This is a genomic window from Vibrio sp. 10N.222.49.C12, assembly GCF_041475025.1.
Classification (GTDB): Bacteria; Pseudomonadota; Gammaproteobacteria; order Enterobacterales; family Vibrionaceae; genus Vibrio; species Vibrio crassostreae_C.
In genome coordinates, this window is record NZ_JBFRVF010000022.1 from 29,632 (window position 1) to 54,615 (window position 24,984).

General features: G+C 45.8%; 21 protein-coding genes. 4 read left to right on the top strand and 17 right to left on the bottom strand.

Features of this window, described 5'->3' with window-relative positions:
• Nucleotides 1-55 precede the first annotated feature (55 nt).
• Together AB4583_RS07505 and AB4583_RS07510 are read right to left on the bottom strand one after the other, a co-directional pair.
• The gene (locus AB4583_RS07505) at nucleotides 56-1,759 is read right to left on the bottom strand and encodes a sodium:solute symporter family protein (protein WP_102394136.1); all 1,704 of its coding nucleotides are present in this window, start codon (nucleotides 1,757-1,759) and stop codon (nucleotides 56-58) included.
• A gap of 10 nt (nucleotides 1,760-1,769) precedes the next feature.
• Nucleotides 1,770-2,036: a DUF4212 domain-containing protein gene (locus tag AB4583_RS07510; RefSeq protein ID WP_010435433.1), complete on the bottom strand. Its 267-nt coding sequence runs from the start codon at nucleotides 2,034-2,036 to the stop codon at nucleotides 1,770-1,772.
• Between the two features lie 426 nt (nucleotides 2,037-2,462).
• Here AB4583_RS07510 and AB4583_RS07515 point away from each other — a divergent pair, with 426 nt between their 5' ends.
• Nucleotides 2,463-4,214, top strand: a complete 1,752-nt coding sequence (locus AB4583_RS07515; RefSeq protein ID WP_372116943.1) for a potassium/proton antiporter — start codon at nucleotides 2,463-2,465, stop codon at nucleotides 4,212-4,214.
• Here AB4583_RS07515 and AB4583_RS07520 read toward each other — a convergent pair.
• The 11 genes from AB4583_RS07520 to aspA all read right to left on the bottom strand — a co-directional run bounded on the left by AB4583_RS07520 (nucleotide 4,211) and on the right by aspA (nucleotide 18,849).
• Entirely contained in the window at nucleotides 4,211-4,840 is a 630-nt protein-coding gene (locus tag AB4583_RS07520) for a response regulator transcription factor (RefSeq protein WP_017062717.1), read from the bottom strand. The two genes, AB4583_RS07515 and AB4583_RS07520, sit on opposite strands and share 4 nt — an antisense overlap.
• 212 nt (nucleotides 4,841-5,052) lie before the next feature.
• Nucleotides 5,053-6,900, bottom strand: a complete 1,848-nt coding sequence (locus AB4583_RS07525; protein ID WP_372116945.1) for a protein-disulfide reductase DsbD — start codon at nucleotides 6,898-6,900, stop codon at nucleotides 5,053-5,055.
• Between the two features lie 175 nt (nucleotides 6,901-7,075).
• Entirely contained in the window at nucleotides 7,076-7,564 is a 489-nt protein-coding gene (locus AB4583_RS07530) for an arginine repressor (RefSeq protein ID WP_017063664.1), read from the bottom strand.
• Between the two features lie 327 nt (nucleotides 7,565-7,891).
• The gene (gene pyrI / locus AB4583_RS07535) at nucleotides 7,892-8,356 is read right to left on the bottom strand and encodes an aspartate carbamoyltransferase regulatory subunit (RefSeq protein WP_060983419.1); all 465 of its coding nucleotides are present in this window, start codon (nucleotides 8,354-8,356) and stop codon (nucleotides 7,892-7,894) included.
• A 15-nt stretch (nucleotides 8,357-8,371) separates the two neighbouring features.
• Nucleotides 8,372-9,301, bottom strand: a complete 930-nt coding sequence (pyrB, locus tag AB4583_RS07540) for an aspartate carbamoyltransferase (RefSeq protein WP_004729720.1) — start codon at nucleotides 9,299-9,301, stop codon at nucleotides 8,372-8,374.
• A 484-nt stretch (nucleotides 9,302-9,785) separates the two neighbouring features.
• Nucleotides 9,786-10,796: an ornithine carbamoyltransferase gene (locus tag AB4583_RS07545; RefSeq protein ID WP_017062722.1), complete on the bottom strand. Its 1,011-nt coding sequence runs from the start codon at nucleotides 10,794-10,796 to the stop codon at nucleotides 9,786-9,788.
• 141 nt (nucleotides 10,797-10,937) lie between these two features.
• Nucleotides 10,938-11,849: a carbamate kinase gene (arcC, locus tag AB4583_RS07550; protein WP_017062723.1), complete on the bottom strand. Its 912-nt coding sequence runs from the start codon at nucleotides 11,847-11,849 to the stop codon at nucleotides 10,938-10,940.
• 72 nt (nucleotides 11,850-11,921) lie between these two features.
• On the bottom strand, nucleotides 11,922-13,145 hold the full coding sequence (gene arcA, locus AB4583_RS07555) for an arginine deiminase (RefSeq protein ID WP_017062724.1): 1,224 nt from the start codon (nucleotides 13,143-13,145) through the stop codon (nucleotides 11,922-11,924).
• Nucleotides 13,146-13,950: 805 nt separating this feature from the next.
• On the bottom strand, nucleotides 13,951-15,399 hold the full coding sequence (locus tag AB4583_RS07560) for a YfcC family protein (RefSeq protein ID WP_372116947.1): 1,449 nt from the start codon (nucleotides 15,397-15,399) through the stop codon (nucleotides 13,951-13,953).
• Between the two features lie 510 nt (nucleotides 15,400-15,909).
• Nucleotides 15,910-17,217, bottom strand: coding sequence for an anaerobic C4-dicarboxylate transporter (locus AB4583_RS07565; protein WP_017061168.1), 1,308 nt, complete (start codon nucleotides 17,215-17,217; stop codon nucleotides 15,910-15,912).
• A 180-nt stretch (nucleotides 17,218-17,397) separates the two neighbouring features.
• Nucleotides 17,398-18,849, bottom strand: a complete 1,452-nt coding sequence (gene aspA, locus AB4583_RS07570) for an aspartate ammonia-lyase (protein ID WP_017063668.1) — start codon at nucleotides 18,847-18,849, stop codon at nucleotides 17,398-17,400.
• A 284-nt stretch (nucleotides 18,850-19,133) separates the two neighbouring features.
• Here aspA and AB4583_RS07575 point away from each other — a divergent pair, with 284 nt between their 5' ends.
• Nucleotides 19,134-19,658, top strand: coding sequence for an FxsA family protein (locus AB4583_RS07575; RefSeq protein WP_012604974.1), 525 nt, complete (start codon nucleotides 19,134-19,136; stop codon nucleotides 19,656-19,658).
• Between the two features lie 151 nt (nucleotides 19,659-19,809).
• On the opposite strand, the gene trmL is transcribed toward AB4583_RS07575, so the two are convergent.
• From trmL to AB4583_RS07595, 4 genes are all read right to left on the bottom strand, one after another.
• Entirely contained in the window at nucleotides 19,810-20,289 is a 480-nt protein-coding gene (gene trmL, locus AB4583_RS07580) for a tRNA (uridine(34)/cytosine(34)/5-carboxymethylaminomethyluridine(34)-2'-O)-methyltransferase TrmL (RefSeq protein ID WP_009844716.1), read from the bottom strand.
• 77 nt (nucleotides 20,290-20,366) lie between these two features.
• Entirely contained in the window at nucleotides 20,367-20,984 is a 618-nt protein-coding gene (locus AB4583_RS07585) for a superoxide dismutase (protein ID WP_136977491.1), read from the bottom strand.
• A 76-nt stretch (nucleotides 20,985-21,060) separates the two neighbouring features.
• The gene (cpxA, locus tag AB4583_RS07590; protein ID WP_017068848.1) at nucleotides 21,061-22,440 is read right to left on the bottom strand and encodes an envelope stress sensor histidine kinase CpxA; all 1,380 of its coding nucleotides are present in this window, start codon (nucleotides 22,438-22,440) and stop codon (nucleotides 21,061-21,063) included.
• Nucleotides 22,440-23,129, bottom strand: a complete 690-nt coding sequence (locus AB4583_RS07595; RefSeq protein ID WP_017066566.1) for a response regulator — start codon at nucleotides 23,127-23,129, stop codon at nucleotides 22,440-22,442. The genes cpxA and AB4583_RS07595 overlap by 1 nt, the downstream gene beginning before the upstream one ends.
• Before the next feature lie 178 nt (nucleotides 23,130-23,307).
• Between AB4583_RS07595 and AB4583_RS07600 the strand changes: the two genes are divergently transcribed.
• Entirely contained in the window at nucleotides 23,308-23,817 is a 510-nt protein-coding gene (locus AB4583_RS07600; protein WP_017063671.1) for a CpxP family protein, read from the top strand.
• A 164-nt stretch (nucleotides 23,818-23,981) separates the two neighbouring features.
• Nucleotides 23,982-24,890: a CDF family cation-efflux transporter FieF gene (fieF, locus tag AB4583_RS07605; RefSeq protein ID WP_029235400.1), complete on the top strand. Its 909-nt coding sequence runs from the start codon at nucleotides 23,982-23,984 to the stop codon at nucleotides 24,888-24,890.
• The last annotated feature ends 94 nt before the right edge of the window (nucleotides 24,891-24,984 follow it).

The window sequence follows — 24,984 nt, forward strand, 5'->3', positions numbered from 1 at the left end:
TACAATGTAAGTACTGATTCATTTTTTGCTAAACATCTTTGTTTAATGGTCGTGCTTAGTGGTCGTGAGCTTCACCTGCACCTTTCGGGTAACGGATGTTCTCAACCATATCTTGTACATCTTGTGGTACTTCAGCAGTTACTTTGTTTACAGCAATCGATACTACGAAGTTTAGACACATACCTAGCGTACCGATGCCTTCTGGGCTGATACCAAACCACCAGTTTTCAGGTGTGCTTGCTGCTGGGTTAATGAACTTGAAGTAGATGATGTAGCTTGCTGTGAAGGCAATACCTGACAACATACCTGCAATTGCGCCTTCCTTGTTCATCTTCTTGTAGAAGATACCTAGGATAATCGCTGGGAAGAAGGATGCTGCGGCTAAGCCGAAGGCAAACGCTACTACCTGTGCTACAAAGCCTGGTGGGTTAATACCTAAGTAACCGGCACCGACAATCGCGACCATGGCTGCCAGACGAGCGGCTAACAGCTCCTGCTTGTCGGTCATGTTTGGTCTGAAGCCTTTCTTCAACAAGTCATGTGAAATCGACGTTGAGATGACCAATAGTAGACCCGCGGCTGTTGATAGTGCGGCTGCTAGGCCACCGGCTGCAAGCAGTGCTACAACCCAGTTTGGTAGTTTCGCTAGCTCTGGAGAAGCCAGTACGATGATGTCACGGTTAATCTTCATCTCGTTGCGCTCATCGCCCGAGTAGAACATTTTGCCATCGCCGTTCTTATCTTCCCAACCTACTAGGCCAGTGCTTTCCCAGTTTCTGTACCAGCTTGGTGCGTCCGCTGCAGCGACACCTTGCATGTCAGGGCCGTTGATTGTTTCGATCATGTTTACACGAGCGAATGCTGCAACTCCTGGTGCTGTTGTGTATAGCAATGAGATGAACAGTAGTGCCCAACCCGCTGAGATACGAGCATCACGTACTTTTGGTACCGTGAAGAAACGAATGATTACGTGTGGAAGACCCGCAGTACCTACCATTAGAGCCGCACAGATGAAGAATACATCTACCATGCTCTTGTTACCTTCGGTATAGGCGGTAAATCCGAGTTCTTCGGTCAGTCCATCCAGTTTATCAAGAAGGTAAACATCTGTGCCTGATAGCGTAGAGCCCATACCAACTTGTGGAAGTGGGTTACCTGTCATCATGATTGAGGTAAAGATTGCTGGAACAAGGAAGGCGAAAATGAGGACACAGAATTGAGCTACCTGCGTATAAGTGATGCCTTTCATGCCACCTAGTACTGCGTAGAAGAACACAATACCCATACCAATGATGATGCCTAGGTTAATATCAACTTCTAGGAAACGAGAGAATACAACGCCCACACCACGCATCTGGCCTGCAACGTACGTAAACGATACGAAGATTGCACAGAATACCGCTACCATACGTGCCGTTTTCGAGTAGTAACGCTCACCGATGAAATCAGGAACCGTAAACTGACCGAACTTACGTAGGTAAGGTGCTAAACATAGCGCAAGTAGTACATAACCACCAGTCCAACCCATTAGGTAAACCGCACCGTCGTAACCAACGAATGAGATGATACCTGCCATTGAGATGAATGATGCTGCCGACATCCAGTCAGCGGCGGTCGCCATGCCGTTTGCTACTGGGTGTACACCACCGCCAGCAACGTAGAACTCACTAGTAGACCCTGCACGAGCCCAGATTGCGATGCCGATATATACCGCGAAAGTAATACCGACGAGAATAAACGTCCAAGTTTGAATATCCATGTTCTAGCCTCTAGTCTTCCTGTACGTTGTATTTTTTGTCGAGCGCATTCATGCGGACAACGTAAATAAATATCAGCGCCACGAAGGTGTATATCGAACCTTGCTGAGCGAACCAAAATCCTAGCTTGAACCCGCCAAACTGAACGGTATTGAGGGCATCCACAAATAAGATGCCAGCGCCGTAAGACACCGCAAACCAGACCGCGAGCAGTGTTCCCATAATTCCCAAGTTTTCCTTCCAGTAGGCTTGAGCATGTTCCGTAGATTCGAACGCCATTGCCTTCTCCTTTATTCCGTTTTCGTAGAAACTGTTTTTGTGAAACCGTTTTGTAAAATAGCGTGTTAACGTAATGTTACGATTTAGAATGTAGCAAGGATAAGTCAAGGGATCTGTGCAACTTTAGTCGGGATGGTTTTAGCGCTAATGTACTGAAATATGGGAGCTAGGAGACATAACCATAGAAAAATGTGATGTTACAATGTTGTTAAATTAGCCAAAGGTCTAACAAAAAGGGATGAATTAGACTGCGAGTCATAAAATTTAACAACTAAATGACCGAGAAACGGTATTTAGCCCGGCTTATGACACGAAGCGAAACATAAGTTTGTTATAGTAACAACGGCACTTTCACCGACCGTGCCTTGCTAAACGGCAGAAGATCAACATGCTTATATCTTGAGTTTTATTCTTTGGGGGAACGAATTGGACGCAATAACTATCAACCACTTATTTTTAACTGGTGCGGTGCTCATCGCCATCAGTGTGCTTTTCTCACAAGTGTCCTCACGATTGGGCGTTCCGATTCTTTTGATTTTTTTATTCGTTGGTATGTTAGCGGGTGAAGATGGACCCGGTAATATTCATTTCGATGATTACTCACTGACCTACTTGGTGAGTAACCTTGCGCTTGCCGTGATTCTGTTGGATGGCGGTATGCGAACCAAGGTGGCGAGCTTCAAGGTCGCTTTCTGGCCTTCGCTCTCGCTGGCGACGATAGGTGTCGCATGTACAGCAACCTTAACCGGATTAATGGCGGCTTGGCTGTTTGACTTGTCATTAATGCAGGGCATCTTGGTCGGGGCGATTGTTGGTTCAACCGATGCGGCAGCGGTATTCTCTTTGCTGAAAGGACAGAGTCTCAATGAGCGTGTTGGCTCAACCCTAGAGATCGAATCGGGCACTAACGACCCAATGGCGGTCTTCCTGACGGTGACCTTAATTGCGCTGTTAGGTAACCCTGACGCTGAGATGGGAATGAACTTCCTACTGCAAAGTTTTGCGATGCAGTTTGGTATCGGTACTCTTGTTGGTATTGGCGGCGGCTGGGTTCTATGGAGCTTAATCAATCGAGTACAATTGGCTGATGGCCTTTATTCCATTCTGGTACTCAGTGGGGGCGTGGCGCTGTTTGCGTTCTCTAACATGCTTGGCGGCAGCGGCATCTTATCGATTTACCTAGTGGGCTTGTTCATTGGTAATCGTCCGACGCGCTCGCGACACTCTATTCTTAATGTTCTTGATGGCATGACGTGGCTAAGCCAGATCGTGATGTTCTTGGTATTGGGTTTATTGGTGACGCCATCAACGTTGATGGACATTGCTCTGCCTGCGCTGGCACTGGCCTTCGGTATGATTTTGTTTGCTCGTCCGCTGTCGGTTTGGTTGGGTTTACTGCCGTTCAGAAGCTTTTCCACCAAAGAACGCTGGTTTGTTTCTTGGGTAGGTTTGCGTGGTGCAGTACCAATCATCTTAGCGGTATTCCCGATGATGGCAGGCCTGCCCAATGCTCAGCTGTATTTCAATATCGCGTTCTTCGTGGTTATGGTTTCGCTGATTGTTCAAGGCGGTAGCTTGATGAAAGTTGCAAGACTCGCTCAAGTGACTTTACCACCGACGCCAACACCGATTTCTCGTACCGGTATGGAGATTTATCCGACCAGTGAGTGGGAGATGTTTGTTTACAAATTGAAAGACGAGAAGTGGTGTGTCGGCGAGCCGCTTAAACGCTTATCTATGCCAGAAGGGACGCGCATTGCGGCAGTGTTTCGACAAGATGCCTTGCTTCACCCATCAGGCAGCACCGTGTTAGAGGCGAACGATATCTTATGTGTGCTTGGTCAAGACAAAGATTTGGACAGCTTAAGTTCGTTGTTCAGTGAGGCGCCTCTAGCAGAAGAGGCGGCACGATTCTTTGGTGACTTCTTCTTGGATGTTGAGCTATCAGTTGCGGCAGTGAGTGATTGTTATGGTATTGAACTTGGCTCGGAAGAAGAGCGAGAAATGACACTAAAACAATTGGTTGCTCAAGAGCTTGGCGCACACTCTGTATTGGGTGATAGCTTTGAGTGGCATGACATCACTTGGGTGGTTGCAGAGATAGATGATCATAAAGTCGTCAGGTTGGGTTTATGTTTACCTAAGACGACTTTAGAAGAGGATATCAGTGAAGCTTAATTGTGGACTTCTTGTAGCAAGATAACCGCTTGAGTACGATTTTTCACATCCAGTTTACGGAAGATGGCCGTCATATGTGCTTTGATGGTCGCTTCCGAAACATTCAATTCATACGCGATTTGCTTGTTAAGCAAGCCGTCAGAAAGCATCCCTAATACCTTGTATTGCTGAGGCGTCAGTGTGGAAATCTTTTCTGCAAGGTCGCTACATGCTGCATTATTGGTGATAAGCCCTTCAGGGAAGAACGGGTCGCCATTCAGCACTTGATTCAGTGCACTCACCAACTCACGCATATCACTCGACTTAGGAATAAAGCCAAACGCACCGTGGCTCTTCACCTGAGTGACCACGCTGGCATCTTCACTGGCAGAAACCACCACAATCGGTAGATCTGGGTATTCAGCGCGCAGTTGAATTAAGCCTGACATGCCATTGGCGCCCGGCATTTTCAGATCGAGCAGTAATAGATCCGGCTCGCCTTCTTTCTTTAGCAGAGTCAGTAAGGCATCGAGAGAATCGGCCTCAAGCAGGTTCGCACCACTGATCGCCATATGAACTGACTGAAACAGGGCGTTGCGAAAGAGAGGGTGGTCATCAGCAATGATGATGGTATAGGTCGAGTCCATGACGTTCATACTTTTAACAATTTAGTTAATATTTATTATCATCCTGATTGAGTATGTGGACAATATCTATGCATTAAAAGTCTGAACCATATCGACTTTTATCCCCGGAATAAGAAAGCGTTACTCTGAATAGCAAAAAAGCCGCACTGCCATCTCGTTACGGAGGGGCGGTGCGGCTTTCGATTCGGCTTATATTTTAGTGAATATTGCCGTTATAGCTGGTGGTTTTGCATGTGTTTTAAGAATACATCAGCAGGCATAAAACCGGTTACACGAGCATTTGGAACATGGTTACCCTCGCCATCCCAGAACTCAATCGTCGGTAAGCCAAGTACCTGTAATTGTTTAAGCAGTTCAATGTCTTGAGGCATGTTTCTCGTTACATCGGCTTGTAGCAGTACAAAGTCAGAAAGCTTGTTTTCCACATCAGCTTGATGGAAGGTGTACTTCTCGAACTCTTTACACGCCACACACCAATCGGCGTAGAAGTCGAGCATCACAGGCTTACCGAGTTTCTTCGCTTCGATGAGCTGGATTTCTAGTTCTTCAACCGTGTTGATGCGTGCAAATTGGATGTGTTGTTCTACCGTCACGCTCTTTTCTGCAAACCAGTAATTGAGCGCAGGTTGAGCTGATGCGAACAGGCCAAGCATCGCAATGATGCCCACAGCGCTTTGCTTCCAGCCACCAAATGGCAGTGCATTCTTACTGTGGTAAAGCCAACCAAAGGCGATGAAGCCAAGGCCAGACCAAAGCACGGTTGCCCACAACTCAGGAATGATTCGCTCTAGCAGGAAGATAGGCGCGGCAAGCAAGATAAAGCCGAATACGATCTTCACCTTGTCCATCCAGCTGCCCGCTTTAGGCAATAGCTTATTACCAAATACCGCAACTAAAATCAGCGGAATACCCATACCCATGGCTAATGCATACAGAGCAATCGCACCGGTAAATAGGTCGCCACTCTGAGCCACATACAGCAGTGCGCCTGACAATGGCGCCGTGGTACAAGGTGAACACACCAAGCCAGAGATAGCGCCCATTGCGAATACGCCCAAGGTATTGCCACCTTGCTGCTTATTGCTTTGATTGTTGAGCCAAGTTTGAATGCTGCTTGGCAGTTGCAGGTTATAAACGCCAAACATCGACATTGCCAACGCCACGAACAGAACACTCAGCGCGATCAGCACGTAAGGGTGCTGCATAGCGGCTTGGAACTGCATGCCTGCTGAAGCAACCACTAAACCTAATAAGGTGTAGGTTAACGCCATGCCTTGCACGTAAATAAAGGACAGCATCAGCGCGCGACCTTGGCTGAGTTTGCCACCACCTAAAACGATACCCGTTAGAATCGGATACATAGGCAGCACACACGGCGTAAAGGCTAAACCAACACCGAGTGCTAAGAATAATAGAGGGGTCCACCAACTGTCACCGAGCTTATCGGCTAAGCCTGCTTCTTTTGAAACAGGGGCATTTGGCTGTTGAGTCGTGTTACTTACAACGTCTGCTTTCGGAGATGTTGGTTGCGTAGAAACATCGGTTTCGTTGCCAGCAGAAGATGAAGCTTGTGAGTCACTACCTTGCGAATTAGCAGAACCTGTTGCTGTGAAAGGTTCAATGTCGATGATACGAGTCTCTGGTGGGTAGCAGAACCCTGCATCTGCACAACCTTGATACTTAACGATCAGCTGTGAGCCATCTTGGTAACTCTGTAGTGGAACTTGCACGAATAACGGCTGAGTATAAATGCTCACCTCACCGAAGAATTCATCTTGGTGTGGTTGGCCATCTTCCATTTCAACATTGCCGATAGCGAGATTTTGGCCAGTGAACGAGAGGCTATGTTGATAGAGGTAGTAGCCCTCTTTTACTTGCCAGTCGAGAAGGACCTTGCCGTCTTGCTGGTAGTAATTGAAAGGGAAAGCTTGGTCTACAGGGACAAAACCGTTGTTATTGCCTCCGAAGCTTGGCTCGGCGTTGTCGTTCCCAAATAGCGCCCACGCAGGCTGGGTGAATAGGGAAACACAAACAAAAAGTAATGTGGCAAGTCGTCGCATACTAATTAGTCATCAAAATGGAGTTGAAGGTATCTTAACTCAATCAGACCGTAATAGTTTGCTATTAGTTTCATCGGCAAACAAATATCCCCTAAGGCGGGATAGCGATTTTATTGGGTAATCGAGCGGGGAGCTGCAATTCAACTTGAGTGACTTGCCCTTGTAAAAGGGACATTTAAGCAACACCCAAGCGTGCTTTTACGACTTGTTCGCAAGCATCAATATTCATCGTATCTTTTGGAATGATGAGCACAGTATCATTGCCGCCAACGGTGCCGATAATCTCAGTGTGTGGGTCGATATCAACTAATCTTGCGACTAGTTGTGCACAACCTGGATGAGTTTTTACGATGACCATCGCTTGGTTATGAGTGATGAATTCGATTTGCGATGAGATGGATGCATCGACACGAACCGGTGCACTTTCAACCGTGATGCAGTAAACCTTTTTACCGCAAGCATTCTGAATTTTGACAACACCAAGCTGTGACAAAATACGAGATACGGTCGATTGGCTGATACCGGTATAGCCAATATCGACGAGTTTCTCTCGCAGTTGATTTTGGGTCGAGAAGCTTTGTTGTTGTAGTAAGCGTTTGCACGCTGCAGTCAGTGTTTTATCTTCAGCTGAATACAAGCAACCGTGCTCAGTGATTGGGTTCATGAACAACTCCTTAAGGTCAACATGTGGTTATCGCTTGTCCATAGCGCCGAGCGTACTCCCAAAGCCGTAGAGTACGATTGTTAAATAGGGCTTACCGATGAATCCCGAAATAAAGAGGGAAGGTATGCGTGATGTATGATCGTCTACTCATTGAGTCTACCACTAAAGGATAGTTATCTTTTTGAAGGGGATCACCAAATAAAATTCTAGTTAATTGCTTTTATTTTGGAGTTTTATTCTTTTGTTAAATGGATATTTATTCCAAGTTTGGCATAAATATCCATCGGTATTAGGGTGCTTTGGAGACCGTGATAATGGCGCTAAGGGTTAGCGAATTTCACTCATGATCTCGCGAGAGAATACTTTTTCACAGTAGTGACATTTTAGCTGCACGTTTTCCTGTTTTAGCTGCACTTTAAAGCTGCTTTCGACAGGTTCACCGTGCGAAATACAGTTGCTATTTGGGCAAGCGAACACACTATTGATTTGGTCTGGCAGTACCAGTGTTAACTTGTTGACCACCTTGTACTCTTCAATTTGATTCACCGTCGCTTGCGGAGCATACAGAGCCAATTGGTTGGCTTGTTCTTTGGTTAGGAAGATGTTCTCAATCTTGATCAGATCTTTATGACCCAGTGCTGATGATGGCAAATTTAATCCCATGGTGATGCGTTGCTCGGTCTTGTGCAATTTAAACAGCTTGAGGATTTTGATCCCAAGGTGAGCAGGGATGTGGTCAATGACGCTGCCGTTACGAATGGCTTCTACTTGTAGCTGAGTTTGTTTAACCATGACTGTTTCTCCTGCTTATAAAGTGTCGTTTAGAACTAGGGCTAATAGGGCTTCGCGAGCATACACACCATTTTCAGCTTGCTCGAAGTAGTAAGCGTGTGGCGTTTTATCTACATCAGTTGTGATTTCGTCGACACGTGGCAGTGGGTGAAGCACTTTCATGTTTTGGCGTGCATCTTTCAGCGTATCAGCTGTTAGAATGTAAGCCGATTTCATGTGCGCGTATTCTGATGCATCAAAGCGCTCTTTCTGTACGCGAGTCATGTACAGAACATCCAGCTCAGGCACCACTTCTTCAATGCTGCTGTGGGTGCTGTATTGGATACCCATCTCTTCCAGTTCTTCACAGATGTAATCAGGCATCGCTAACACTTCTGGCGCAATAAAGAAGAAACGTACGTTATTGAATTTTGATAGTGCTTGCGTCAATGAGTGTACGGTGCGGCCATATTTTAGGTCACCAACGAATGCCACATTGAGGTTGTCGAGCGTGCCTTGCGTTTCGTAAATCGAGAATAGATCCAACAAGGTCTGCGTTGGGTGCTGATTGGCACCATCGCCACCATTCACAATTGGCACACCGTTAGAGAACTCAGAGGCTAAACGTGCTGCGCCTTCTTGTGGATGACGCATCACAAAGGCATCAACGTAAGAAGAGATAACTTGCACCGAATCGGCAAGTGTTTCGCCTTTTTTCGCCAATGACGTGTTACCGCCATTATCAAAACCGATGACAGTGCCACCTAGGCGTTGAACTGCGGTTTCAAATGAAAGGCGAGTTCTAGTTGAAGGCTCAAAGAAGCAGCTCGCAACCACCTTATTTTTCAGCAGCTCTGGGTTTGGCTCTGCTTTGAGTCTTGCTGCAGTATCGACGATAAGCTCCAGTTCATCACGAGAGAGCTCTGGAATGGAGATGATGTGCTTGTTAAATAACGAATGCGCCATAACGGGTCTTCCTTTTTCTATGCATACAGTCAAATTGCGGACAAAAAAAAGCCCCCTAAAAATAGGAGGCTTCGAAACGATCAATAGAGCAAAATAAAAATGACACTAACGCCACTCTTTGGCGTGTAGTTTGACAATTATGTGCGACAGAACTGCGGTTCATTTTTTGCTCTCTTAAGACAAATTGCGGAGGATTATACTCAGATAAAAACGGCATGCAATACTTTCTGTAAAGTATTCATTTAATGGATTTTTATGCGAAATAACCTCTACATTTTGCTTTGGTTTAAGCCCTTGTTGAAACAGAAAATCTCAGGGTTTTTGGGGCGATAATGCCCTCAAGTACATGAAAAAAAATGCGGGTTTTATCCAAGGTAAAAATCCCAAGAACGCCACCCGCATTTCCCTGTTATTGCACTTAGCTTGTCAATTTATTGCGAACAAGTGCGTGCTTAACTTCTTAACTTCTTAACTTCTTAACTTCTTAGCTGCCTAGTGTCGCAACCATTACTGCTTTGATGGTGTGCATGCGGTTTTCAGCTTCATCGAACACGATAGAGTATTCAGACTCAACTACCTCATCAGTCACTTCCACACCGTCTTTTAGCTGTGGATATTCAGCCGCAAGTTGTTTGCCTACCGTGGTATCTTCGCCATGGAAAGCTGGCAGACAGTGCATGAATTTCACATGTGGGTTACCCGTTGCTTTCAGCATTTCCATGTTCACTTGGTAAGGCATCATTAGGTTGATACGCTCAGCCCATGCCTCTTTTGCTTCGCCCATTGATACCCAAACGTCGGTGTATAGGAAGTCACAACCTTGCACGCCTTCTTGAACATCTTCTGTTAGCGTGATTTTGCCGCCAGTGTGTTCTGCGATTTCACGACATTGAGCCAGTAGCTCTTCTTGTGGCCAGAACTGTTTTGGAGCAACAAGGCGAATGTCCATGCCCATTTTCGCTGCGCCAACCATCAGAGAGTTACCCATGTTGTTGCGAGCATCACCTAGGTAAGCAAAGCTGATTTCATGCAGTTGTTTACCACGGCCGTATTCCGTCATGGTTAGGAAGTCAGCAAGAATTTGTGTAGGGTGGAATTCGTCAGTCAGACCATTCCATACTGGAACTCCAGCGTAAGCGCCTAGCTCTTCAACAATCTCTTGACCGAAGCCGCGGTATTCAATGCCATCGTACATACGGCCAAGAACGCGAGCGGTATCTTTCATTGATTCTTTGTGGCCAATTTGAGAGCCAGATGGGCCTAAGTAAGACACGCGAGCGCCTTGGTCGAATGCCGCTACTTCGAATGCACAGCGAGTACGAGTTGAGGTTTTCTCAAAGATAAGCGCAATGTTTTTGCCAGTCAGTGTTGGCTGTTCGTAACCGTTGTACTTCGCTTTTTTTAGCTCCATAGAAAGATCTAACAAGTGTTGAATTTCGCGTGGAGTGAAATCTAGTAGTTTTAGGAAGTTACGATTGCGTAGGTTAAAAGCCATGATGTATTCCTTCTTAGATTTAGGCGCTTTCTTGTTACAGGGAAAGAAAATTCAAGAAAGCGCGATTCAATTTTTGTGTATTAATTTCAGTTCAAACGGTGATTCAGTTTTCTCGCAAGGTTTGAAAAGCTCGCGAGTAGATTAATCTTTGGTGATGTTGGTGCCCGCCAAGCCTTGCAGGATTTGCAAACCATCTTCGAGTGCACCAATACCGACGACTTTGCCGCCTTGCTGAATGAATTCGCACGATGCTTCGATTTTTGGTCCCATAGAGCCTGCATCAAATTCGAATTTCGCCAGTTCACTTGGTGTGGTGCTGCGCAGTGCGTGTTGAGTCGGTTTGCCCCAATCAAGGTAAACAGCGTCCGCGTCGGTCAAAATAAGCAGTGCATCCGCATCCAGTTGTTTCGCTAAGAAAGCCGCTGACATGTCTTTGTCGATAACCGCTTCAACACCCACTAATTTGCCGTTCTCTTTTTTCACTGGGATGCCACCGCCGCCAGTACAAATCACTAGGTGGCCTGCATCGATAAGTTGGGTGATCGCTTCGTGCTCAACAATGCCAGTAGGGCGTGGGCTTGGCACAACGCGACGGAAGTGTTGGCCGTCTGGTTTGACGATCCAGTGGAATTTCTCCGCCAATTCACGCGCTTCCGCTTCTTCGTAGATCGGGCCAATCGGCTTCGTTGGATCGGCGAATGCAGGATCGTTTGGATCAACGGTCATTTGCGTCAACATGCACGAGATGTTGCGGTTAGGTAGATAGTTCTTGAACTCTTGCATCAGCATGTAGCCGATCATGCCTTGAGTCTCACTGCCCAATACATCTAGCGGATACGGGTTTACTTTTTTGTATTCCAAACCTTGCAGAGCCAGTAAACCAACTTGTGGGCCATTACCATGTACTAGAACCACGTTGTACACTTTCGCGATTTCAGAGATGGTTTTAACCGCTGTTTCAATATTACGGCGTTGAACATCGGCTTCTAACGGCTCACCGCGACGAAGTAAGGCATTACCGCCGAGTGCAACAACAACAGTTTGCTTAGTCATAATTGTGTTCTCTCATTTTGGCCAAGCTGAGATTATTTAAGATCATTCAACTTGGCCGTTTCGTCTTAGTGATTAGATACCATCACGCTCAATTGGGCAGCTCATGCAGCGTGCGCCACCGCGACCGCGGCCAAGTTCATCTCCAGGGATAGGAAGAACTGTGATGCCTGCTTTATCGTATTTTTCATTGGTGTAGGTGTTGCCTTCGTAGCCAATCACAACGCCAGGTTTAACCGTTAGAACGTTGTTTGCATCGTTCCACTGCTCACGTTCTGCATGGAAGTTGTCACCACCGGTCGTGATTAGGTTTAGCTTGTCTACGCCAAGTGCTTTTTCGATAGCTGTTACGAAGTAGCCTTCTTCTTTCACTTTCACTGCGCCAGACTCATCACCAGTTAGGTTCCAACACTGTACGTCTTTACTCACCACTTCAGGGTAAACAGAGAACGTATCTTCGTTCATGTGCGTCATAACGGTGTCTAAGTGCATGCAAGAGCGGTGTTTTGGTAGCTGCATTGCGATAACTTGTTTCGCTTGACCGTGTTTGAATAGGCTAGATGCTAAGTGCTCAACACCTTGTGCTGTTGTACGCTCAGACATACCGATAAGAACCGTACCGCGACCGATTACAAGAACGTCACCGCCTTCAATGGTTGAGTTGTCGTAGCTGATGTTTTCTTCATCGCCGAAGTACTTAATGAAGTCTTGGCCAGCAAATGTTGGGTGCCAGCGGTAAATAGCGCGAACGTGGTTGGTTTCACGTTGACGAGCAGGCTTCGCCATCGGGTTGATGGATACGCCACCGTATACCCAGCAAGATGTGTCACGAGTAAATAGGTGGTTTGGTAGCGGTTCGATAATGAAGTCGGTTGGTGCGTGCATGCCTTGCATCATTGAAGATGATTTCATTGGCATCTCAGCGTAAGACAGACCACCCGTTAGGATTTTTGCTAGTTCTAGGTTTGGTAAGTCGCCCAAGTAGCAGCGCACATCGTTAGCAAAGGTTTTGCCTAAGCGGTAATCAGAAACTTGATGATTCAAAAGCCAATCTTTCGCTTCTGGCACTGCTAGCGTGTCTGCTAGTAGGTCAGTAAGAAGAAGAACTTCAACACCTTGATCACGCAGCGTTTGAGTAAATGCGTCATGCTCTTTACCAGCACGTTCAACAGCCAGTACGTCATCAAATAGTAAATCGTGACAGTTAGAGGGTGTTAGGTGAGTCAGTGCGCGTCTTGGACGGTGAACTAGAACGCGGCGTAATTGACCTATTTCAGAACCTACATAGAACTTACTCATGATCGTCTCTCTCTTATATATTTGAATTACTTTTATCGCTAAGAGTAATTATTTATTTTCAGTTGAGAAGAATGAATTATTTATTCATATCTCTTGTCTGGAATTAATATTACGCCTGCTAGTCAGGTATTCTTAGAGATCTATCACAAATCGTTTTTTATCCCGCAGCCCTTTAAAATTAAGGGTTTTAACAAACTTTATGCACTTTCAGTTATGAATAATACATTCTAAATAGTTAGCAGTTAGGGAACTTTATGCACGCTTTTTTGACGAAACTTACTAGAATCTAATTTACGAGGGATTATATGCAGAATAGTTTTATTGATAAGAGTGTACTTAGCTTGGAAGTATGCAGTGTTTTTATTTAGATATTTAATTTTTGATGTGGAATTAATTGTTTATTAACAAAGTAAATGCGAATAAAGCTGTTGCGATCACATTTTAAAATCGGCTGTTTAAGTGTTTTTTTTGATAGAAAAGGGCATTAATCCTCGTCTGTTTATTAGGCTATTAATTACTTTAAATATAATTAACGCTAATAAGTGACTAACTATTTGTTTAAACATCATGGTTGAAAATAGAGTGTTATTTCATCAAGAAAATTAGATGTTTAAAAGTAGGATTGATTCTTCTATTGCGAGTGCTTTGAGTTTGGTTGAGCTTGGCTACGAACAGAAGAACCTTGAATATCGCGTGTATGGCTTTGAGGAGCTGTTTCAGTGGCAGAGGGTTACATTGAGAGGGAACAATAAAAAAGCCGCTGTGAGAAGCGGCTTTGGATGAGAAAGGAGTGAAGTGCTGTTAGTTAGATCAGCGCACCAATACTCAGTACAACAATGCAGAACACCATCAATATACCGACTAGTGGCATCACCCATTTAACCCAGCGCACGTAAGGGACACGAGCAATCGCCAAACCACCCATCACCACCGCGGAGGTTGGGGTGATTAGGTTCACCAAGCCAGATGCAGATTGGTACGCAGTGATAACCAAGTCACGACCTACGCCAGCAAAGTCGGCCAGTGGTGCCATGATTGGCATGGTCAGTACCGCTAAGCCAGAGGTCGATGGCACTAAGAACGACAGTAGAATCTCTAAGAAGAACATCACGTTAATGAAGATAACCGAAGAAAGCCCCGTTACCATCTGTTCTGCTGAGAAGAGAATGGTATCGGTGATCATACCGCGGTCCATCACCACTACGATACCACGTGCAATACCTATGATGAGCGCAACGCCAAGTAGGTCGCGGGCACCATCAATGAAGCTGGTGGTAAACTCTTCTTCGTTCATGCGAGCCACAATACCAACGATGATGGTTGCTGCTAAGAACATCGCTGAGATCTCAGCCATCCACCATCCAGCAACGGATACACCATAAATCATTACAGCGAACGAGCCACCAAAAATGGTCAGAATCAGTTTGCGAGTCGCGGTGAATTCAAGTTTTTCGCCGCTCGCATTACCTAAGAAGTGCGCTTTGTTCTCTTCGTATTTGTCGTAGACAATTGATGTTGTTGGATCGGCTTGAACCATTCTTGCGTAACGCATTACGTAGGCAACACAAATACCCCAACCAATAATCAACATCGCAATGCGCAACACGATACCGTCTGTAAATGGAATACCAGAGGCGTTGGCAGCGATCACGGTTGCGAATGGGTTAATCGTTGAACCCAGCACCCCAATACCTGCACCAAGCAGTACGGTCGCAGCGGCAACAAGAGGGTCAAAGCGAGCTGCCATCATTACCGGCACTAGCAATGTATAGAAGGGCAGTGATTCTTCCGCCATGCCGTAGACGGTACCACCTGCGGCAAATAGCGCCATCAGTATTGGTATCATCAACTCTTCTCGCCCTTCTAAGCGGGCGGTGACGCGCTCGATACCGGCATCAATGGCACCCGTTTTGGTTACTAGCCCTAAGAAGCCACCAATGATTAAGATGAACAGCGAAACGTCGATAGCCGCCGCTTCATAGCTATTGTGGTCATAGAAGCCGTCAATAGGCGCGAGCAGTACATCAATCACGCCTTGAGGGTTACCTTCTACCGCTTGATAGGTTCCGGTTACGGGTACTTCTCGGCCTAGCTCTTCATTCATTGCACGGTCGTATTGGCCTGCTGGAACAATCCAGGTAAGCAGTGCGACGAACGCAATCAGAATAAATAGAATGGTGTAGGCAGAAGGGAATTTAAAGTTGGCAAAGAAGCCGCCCTTTTTTTTCTCGCTTGGTATCGTTTGAGTTGTCATGGCTATCTCCTTACATCATCTTAAATAGAAGTGATGTGAATTAGCGACTAATGATTTATAGATTGTAAATACACGGACACTTATAAAGCACTCAACGATATAAAGTTGCTGACTTTAAATTAAGGTTGTTTTTATATTTACTAATCCAAATGAAGTTAGATTTAATTTAGCTGCGGTTATTTTATTCCTTACTCCGGTATTTAAGTTTGGTGCTGTTCACAAAAATAATGGCTAATGAAAGGGCTAAAAAATGGCAGAAAATCGTCAAGGTTTTTTGGTTAGTTAGCTTGGATTAATATTCGTTGTGGATTAACTGGAAGTGGAAGGAGATTGATTTGGTAGGTGTTGTTTATGATTAGGCAGAATAATCTTGGAATTTTATTCAAACTTTATTTTTAGGCGGTTTTTAAAGTTTATAATGGTTATTTGATGCGTATCAAATAACACATTGAGCAGAAAACAAAAAAGGAAGCCGAAGCTTCCTTTTAAATGTTCAATCACCAGCGAATGTTAGATAAACAGACCGCCGAATGCGAAGCCGAGTGCTACCGCAGTACTGATTGTTACCACACCTGGAATGAAGAATGGGTGGTTGAATACGTAGTTACCGATACGCGTTGAGCCTGTGTCATCCATCTCAACCGCTGCTAGTAGCGTAGGGTAAGTTGGAAGTACGAACAGCGCACTTACCGCAGCAAAAGAAGCAACGGCTGTTAGTGGTGCTACGCCAATCGCTAGTGCTGCAGGCATCAGTGCAACTGTTGTTGCGCCTTGAGAGTAAAGCAGCATAGAAGCGAAGAACAGAACAAGAGCCAGCATCCATGGGTAGTCAGCCAGTAGAGCGCCTGCTACGTCTTTGATTTCAGCAACGTGTGCGTTTACAAACGTTGAACCTAACCAAGCCACACCAAGTACACATACACATGCCGTCATACCAGAACGGAACGTTGGTGCTGAAGAAATCTTCGCTGCATCAATCTTAGTGAACATCACGATAGCCGCTGCTGCTGCCAGCATTACAGACATGATCGCTTCGTTACGACCTAGCGCCGGGTTTTCAATTAGGCCAACAGAGCTAGAGATAGCCGCTGCGTAACAAACCACGAAACCAATTGCAGCTAGGAAGATGTACGTTGCTTTCTTCGCTGTAGGTAGAATTTCGCGTTTCTCTTCTGTTGCTAGCTTGATTAGACCTTTCTCTAGACGTTCTTGATAAACAGGATCGTCTTTCAATTCGCTACCCATGTAGTTAGCAACAACCGCACCAACCATACAAGCGATGAAGGTTGTTGGGATACAAACCATCAATAGCGTTAGGTAATCAACACCAAATGGTGCCAACATTGCTGCGAAAGCCACAACTGCAGCCGAGATTGGCGAAGCTGTGATAGCAATTTGAGAAGCGACAACTGCGATAGACAGTGGACGAGAAGGACGAACACCTTGGCCTTTCGCTACTTCTGCAATAACAGGAAGCGTAGAGAATGCTGTGTGACCAGTACCCGCCATTAATGTCATTACAAAGGTCACAATCGGCGCGTAAAAGGTGATGCGTTCAGGGTGTTTACGCAAAAAGTTTTCGGCAATTTGTACCAACCAGTCCATACCGCCAGCAACTTGCATTGCAGCAATTGCGGTGATAACTGACATGATGATCAAGATTACGTCGATCGGGATGAAAGATTGGCTTGTTGGAACGCCAAGAATAAGTGAAAGGGCAATAACACCAGCACCACCGGCAAAACCAATACCGATACCGCCAATTCTGGCCCCCAAAAAGATAAAGAGCAGGACGACAAACAGTTCTACTGCAATCATAAGTAACACCTCATTTAGATTTTATTATGTGAACATTCGCCGCTGGAATGTTCACATAATAGTTCTATGGTTTAGATTCAATTTGGCAAAAGCGCAACCAACGGAAATCCACAAAATAATCATGGTTAACCGTATTGGAGCCTAAAAAAGGGCTCCGTTTGGAACCCTTTCTCGCTAACTTTATTCGTAGCGCTTCGCTTTATACTGAGGATGCATCAAATTTTCAACAGAGAAAATGTCATCAAGTTCTTCTTCGGTTAATAAACCGCGTTCTAGAACTACATCACGAACACTCTTACCTGTTTCTGCACAGATCTTACCAACAATGTCACCTTCGTGGTGGCCAATGTATGGGTTTAGGTAAGTGACGATACCGATAGAGTTAAATACGTGCGCTTCACATACTTCTTTGTTTACCGTAATGCCGTCTACACACTTGTCGCGCAGGTTGACACAAGCGTTTGTCAGAATGTCTAGAGACTCAAACATGCTTTGTGCAATAACAGGTTCCATTACGTTCAGTTGAAGTTGACCACCTTCCGCAGCGAAAGAAACCGTGTTGTCGTTACCTAGAACTTTGAAGCAAACTTGGTTTACTACTTCAGGTACAACTGGGTTTACTTTAGCAGGCATGATTGAAGAACCTGCTTGCAGTTCAGGTAGGTTTAGCTCGTTCAAACCAGTACGTGGACCTGAAGAAAGTAGACGCAAGTCGTTACAGATCTTAGATAGCTTAACTGCTAGACGCTTAAGTGCGCCGTGCGTCATTACGTATGCGCCACAGTCAGACGTTGCTTCGATTAAATCTTCAGCCGCTACACACTCTAGGCCTGTTACTTCTGCTAGGTGTTTCACTGCTAGGCCTTGGTAACCCGGTGCTGCGTTCAGACCTGTACCGATAGCCGTTGCGCCTAGGTTTACTTCAAGCAGTAGTTTTGAAGTGTATTCTAGGTTTTTGATTTCTTCATTGATGGTTACAGCCCAAGCGTGGAACTCTTGGCCAACCGTCATTGGAACTGCGTCTTGAAGCTGAGTACGACCCATCTTCAAAATCGTGTTGAATTCTTGGCTCTTAAGCTCGAATGCACCTTTTAGGTATTCGATCGCATCAATCAGTTTACGAACGCTGTTGTAAACAGAGATACGGAAGCCAGTTGGGTAAGCACAGTTTGTAGATTGGCTGCGGTTTACATGGTCGTTCGGGTTGATGAACTCGTATTGGCCTTTTTCTTTGCCCATAAGTTCAAGAGCCACGTTCGCAACAACTTCGTTTGCGTTCATGTTTACAGAAGTACCAGCACCACCTTGGAAAACGTCCGATGGGAACTGATCCATGCACTTACCCGTGTCTAGAATTAGGTCACAAGCTTGGATGATGTATTTAGCCACTTCGCTTGGAATTACACCTAACTCTTTGTTTGCTAAAGCCGCTGCTTTCTTAGTCATCACCATACCGCGAACGAATTCAGGTACATCTGAGATCGTTACATTTGAGATGTTGAAGTTTTCAACTGCGCGTAGAGTGTGGATGCCGTAGTAAGCATCAGCCGGAACATGACGTTGACCTAATAGATCTTCTTCGAGACGAGTAGCTTGAGGAGCTTCAACTTGAGCTTCTGATTGAGTAGCCATAACAGGATCCTTAGAGAATTATTCTGATTATATAGTTAGTTATTAGCCTATTCTGTGTGCAAATACTCCGTTCGCTAGAATATTGGGCTGATAAATCCGTCCTGACTTATGTGGCACATGATACTGTACTTAGCGCATAAAAATATTAAGTGGATCACCTTTTTCGGTTTTGTTTCGTCAATATTTTGCAAAGTTATTCTTGGTCAATAAACACGCTTATTTACAGGATAAATTTGAGATTGTTAGGGCTTTCAGCGTAAACTGCAAGTAACAAAGGAGGGCGTGTGTTTCCTATCTTATTATTACTATTTATCTTCGTACCCATCATTGAGATTGGGCTATTTATTCAAGTTGGTGGCTTCTTAGGATTGTGGCCAACTATTGCGTTGGTTTTGATCACTGCATTTGTGGGTGCATCGCTGGTTCGTAGCCAAGGCATTCAGACACTTATGTCTGTGCAAGGTCGTTTGCAACAAGGCGAAATGCCAGCACAACAGATTCTTGAAGGCGTGATGCTTGCAGTTGCCGGTGTATTGCTGCTGACTCCGGGCTTTATGACGGACGCACTCGGTATGTTGGTATTACTGCCAGCACCAAGAGCGATGATTGCCAAGAAAATGATGGAAAAAATGGTGGTGACTAATATGTCTGGCGGTTTCCATGCGGGTGGGCAAGCTGGTTTTGGCCAGAGCCCATTTGGACAAGACCCATTCAATCGCGATCCATCTGATCAATCAAAAGACGGCAACACCTTTGAGGGTGAGTTTGAGAAGAAAGACGACGACAACGATCGTAATCGCTTAAACTAATTAATCTTTTTTCTCTTTAGATAGAGGGAAAACAGAAAAGGCTCTTACCTTTATCCTTCGCAAGAAAGTGATAATGGTAAGAGCCTTTTTTATTGTCTGTCGTCTGTTGTTGCTTATTGTCTATTGATAACAGATTAGTTTGAGTGTTCGGTTATACCGCGCCTTCAAAACCCATTTGTCGCCATGCTTCAAAAGCAATGATTGCCACTGCGTTAGACAGGTTCAGGCTGCGCGCGTCTGGCATCATTGGAATACGAATGCGTTGTTCCATTGGCATGCTTTCAATGAACTCAGCAGGCAGGCCGCGAGTCTCTGGGCCAAACATCAACACATCACCTTGTTGGAATTTTGCATCAACGTGGTGACCTGTCGTTTTAGTGGTGCAGGCAAAGATGCGGAAGTCACCCTCGCGTTCATTCTCAAGATACTCAAGGAAAGCTTCTAGGTTCTTGTGACGCTTAACTCGCGCAAGGTCGTGGTAATCCAAGCCAGCACGACGAACCTTCTTCTCTTCAAAATCAAAGCCAAGCGGTTCAATCAGGTGCAGGTTTGCGCCGCAGTTAGCACATAGGCGGATGATGTTACCCGTATTGGGTGCAATTTCTGGTTCGTATAGAGCGATATCAAACATGTTGGTTCACAAGAGTAATCAAAGATAGCCCGAGTATACGGTGGCAAGCTGAGTGAGTACAGTTCACCACCATTCGCTTACGCTTTATTCGCGAGTGCTTGTGCGTAGTTTTCAGCAACCGCCTTCCAATTCACCACATTCCACCATGCGTTGATGTAATCAGGACGACGGTTTTGGTAGCTGATGTAGTAGGCGTGTTCCCAAACATCGAGCGCAAGAATCGGTTCGCCATCACTCGCCACGGTATCCATCCACGGATTATCTTGGTTCGAGGTTGAGATGATCTTCAGTTGCCCTTGCTCTACCACTAGCCAAGCAAAGCCGGAGCCAAAGGTATTGATCGCCGCTTGGGCGAACTGATCTTGGAATGTCTCGAAATCACCGAAGGTACTCTTGATAGCCTCACCAAGCTCGCCCGTAGGTTCACCACCGCCGTCTCGCGACATGCAGTTCCAGTACAAGATGTGATTGTAGTAGCCACCGCCATTGTTACGAACAGCCGGGCTGTGCTGAGAGATGTTGGCGAAGATCTCGGTCAGAGATTGCTGTTCTAGCTCGCTGCCAGACACCGCCGCAACAAACTTATCGTAGTAGGTTCTATGGTGCTTGCTGTAATGCACTTCCATTGTCTTAGCGTCAATGTAAGGCTCTAGGGCATCGTAAGCGTAGGGTAAAGCAGGGAAAGTGTGCGACATGGTAAATCCTCCTTAATTAGAGGATTTACCATAATGGTAATGACAATCATTATCAACTGCGATCTTTGTGGGGGTATTACACCGGTAAGATAGGCAGGGTGATTTCGAGTTGTAATCCACCGAGCTGGCTGCGGGTTGCGGTGATGGTTCCGCTGTGTTGGCGAATCGCACTTTCAGTAATGGTTAATCCAAGCCCTGTGCCGCCAGAGTTTCTGTCACGCGCTGTTGAGACACGGTAAAAAGGTCTGAAGATAGAATCGAGTTCATCCTCTGGAACACCATCACCATTATCATTGACGCAAATTGTTAGCTGATCTTGAACCACATGGAACTGTACATCCACTTGGTCTTTACCGTAGTAGATGGCATTGCGTGTAATGTTGTCTAGCGCACTCATCAGCAGTTTAGGGTTCCCCGAAATAGAGCGTTCTGGGATCTCCGAGAACGTCAGTTGTTTGCCCATCTGTTCGGCTTCAAACTCTGCGTCTTTTAAGATCTCTTCCCATAGGCTCGAGATAGGCTGAACCTCACGAGTAATATGACTGTCGACCTGCATACGAGATAGCGTCAGCAGCTCACTGATCATCTGTTCCAAACGCTGTGCTTCGGTATCAATGCGTTCTAACTCTTGGCTCTCGCCTTGTTTACGAATCGCCAGTGCATTGGCCATGCGAAGACGTGTCAGTGGCGAGCGGAGCTCGTGTGAGATATCAGAGAGCAGGCGTTGTTGCCCCGAAATCATCTGGTTTACCGCTTCTACCATCTGGTTAAAGCTTTCACCAGCTTGTCTGAACTCTGAAGTACCTTTTTCGAGTGTTGGATCGACCTCGAATTGACCTTTCGCCACGCGTTGTGCCGCGCGTTCTAGCCTGCGAGCGGGTTGACTCAGTGCCCAAGCTAACCAAAGTAATAGCGGGGTACTCGCCAACATCACGGCAAGCAATAGCTGCAGAGGTCTATCAAACAGGCGCAGTAAGAATGGCGGTGGTTGGTTCCACTTCACTCCGGCATACATCAGCAACTCTTCACCAGCGAGAGTAATTGGCACTGGCCCTGCGACCATGTAGTGTCCGTAGAGTTTTTGCTTCGGTATCTCAGGGTTATCAATCGAGGTAACAAAGTTACGAATCGCCTTTAGCTTATAGTCTGAATGCCTTTTCGAGGTAAGGACTGCGCCCTCAAGATCGGTCAGGTAGATGCGAGCTCTAGAATCCTTGCGGCTGCGTGGCGCCTCCAGTTGGAAGACAATCTTGCCCAGATTAGGTTCTTTGGCGTAGCGTTTCTCTGTGATTTTAGCGATACGCTCGAGTTTATCGAGGTGATCTGCGGGCACATCTCGCGCGACTCGAGGGTCTAAATGGGGAAGTGACAGCACCGACAAAAGCACCAGTAACATGGTGAACCAAAAGATAGCAAAGATACGTCCATATAAGCTGGTGATTTTAGGTATACGCATTAATCTTCCTCTACCAATAAGTAGCCACGGCCTCGTAAGGTTTTGATACGTGATTTGCCGTCAGTGCGCTCAGGAATCTTCTTACGTAGATTAGAGATGTGCATGTCTATCGCGCGGTCAAACGCTGCGAGCCTTTTACCCAGCACATCCAAACTCAATGCTTCTTTGGTGATCACTTGCCCTGGGTTTTGGATAAGGTGACTCAGTAGGGCGAACTCGGTTGTGGTGAGGTCGATGAGCTCCCCATTGCAGTAGGCTTCTTGTTTGCCCGGGAAGACTTCGATGTCTTGATATTGAACTCTATCACTGGCCGCCTTAGGTGCGGTGTTGGTTTGAGTACGACGCAAGATAGCTCGAATACGAGCTAACAACTCTCGGTCACTGAAAGGTTTAGGCAGGTAATCATCCGCGCCAAGTTCAAGACCAATCACACGGTCGATCTCTTCGCCTTTTGCGGTCAGCATTAGTACCGGCGTTTCCCAATTTTCCCTCAGCTTTTTTAGCGTTTCCATGCCATTAAGGCGCGGCATCATCACATCCAAAAGGACCAGATCAATCTCATCATTGATCGCTTCAAGCCCGGCATAGCCATCATTGGCTTCGGAGACAGTGAAGCCCTCAAAGCTCAAAATGTCTTTAAGTAAGCTGGTTAACTCTGTGTCGTCATCAATAAGAAGAATGTTCGCCATTGGGAAGCCTTAATCATTTAGTTAGGTTAATAATACTGATAATTATTCGTCAACTTTCACTCTTTACGATTCTTTACGCTTTCTAAACGTCACTTTACGAGGGAAAGACTAATCTATATCTAAGCGCTGAGAAACAGACGCAACACATGACTTATTATACCGAATTGAGGCAACAATTATGAAAATGACTAAGAAACTTGTACTAGCAGCTGCGGCACTTCCACTTATTTTTGGTACAGCAAGCGCGTATGCTTACGGTGGTGGTGATAAAGGTGACCACAAAGGTATGCACGACAAGTGTGGCGGTTTCGATAAAAAAGTAATGCGCCAACTAGACCTAACCGACGCTCAAAAAGAACAGTTAAAAGAGATGCGTGAAGCAGACCGTGCTGAGATGAAAGCAAAGCGCGGTGCAAACAAAACGGCAAAAATGGCGCAAATGAAAGCGCATCACGAAAAGGTTCAAGCATTGGTACTTGCTGACAACTTTGACGAAGCAGCAGCAAACGACCTAGCAAGCCAAATGGTTGAGAAGCAAACTGAGCGTCGCGTAGCAATGCTTAAGAAGCAACACCAAATGATGAGCGTACTAACGGCTGAGCAAAAGACTCAACTGAAAGAAATCCAACAAGAGCGCATGACTAAGTGTGCTGACAAAATGGGAAAACGCATGAACAAAGACAAGTAATTCATTGCTTGAAAAATCAGCGTTGAATGAAAGTGTTTAGAAAGAAGCGGCCGAGTGCCGCTTTTTTTGATCCTTAAAAATGAATGTTTTACATCATAGCTGTCATATTCAATTGGTGGTTTGCAGGTTATACTTTGTGCTATCAGTCACTTTATAGCCAAGTTATGAAACAAGAATACGCACGTTTAGTTACGCTCGCCGCTTGGGCAGCCACCACCATCGCCACTATTTTATTGATAGTGAAAGTCGCAGCGTGGTGGGTAACAGGTTCTGTGAGTCTGTTGGCTTCCGTCGTGGACTCCATGCTTGATATCGCAGCCTCTGTCGTTAACCTTATCGTGGTTCGCTACTCTCTGCAGCCTGCCGACAAAGAGCACACCTTTGGTCATGGTAAGGCTGAATCTCTCGCTGCATTAGCGCAGGCAATGTTTATTTCAGGCTCTGCATGTTTCCTTATTCTCAATGGTATTGAGCGCTTCTTCCGACCTCATGAACTGAATTCTCCAGAGATTGGTATCTATGTCAGCTTATTTGCGATGGTGATGACCTTCGGTTTGGTTCGATTCCAAAAGCATGTGGTCAACAAAACAGGCAGCCAAGCTATTGCGGCCGACTCTCTGCACTATCAATCAGACCTTTATATGAACGCTGCGATCATGCTGGCACTGGCATTGAGCTGGTTTGGGATTGGTCAGGCGGACTCAGTATTCGCGGTCGGTATCGGTATCTACATTCTGTACAGCGCTTATCAAATGGCGATGGAAGCGGTTCAGTCTCTGCTTGATCATAAGCTGCCAGATGATGAGCTGAAACAGATTAAAGAGACATCATTGAGCGTGGAAGGCGTGTTGGGTGTGCATCAATTACGAACGCGTCGCTCGGGGCCAATACGCTTCATCCAACTGCATCTAGAATTGGAAGATAATATCCCACTTATTGAAGCGCATCGCATTTCTGACGAAGTAGAGGCTAAGCTTATCTCCGTGTTCCCTGATGCTGATGTATTAATTCACCAAGACCCGTATTCGGTCGTATTTGGACCAGAGAAGCAGCAGAAATTCCACTCGTGGTAATGCGTGCTAAAAATCAGCGGGCAAATGGTAAGTGAGTGGCTTTTGAACTAAAGTGAGTAAAAATTATTAACTGTTAGGTGATTCAAAAACCACC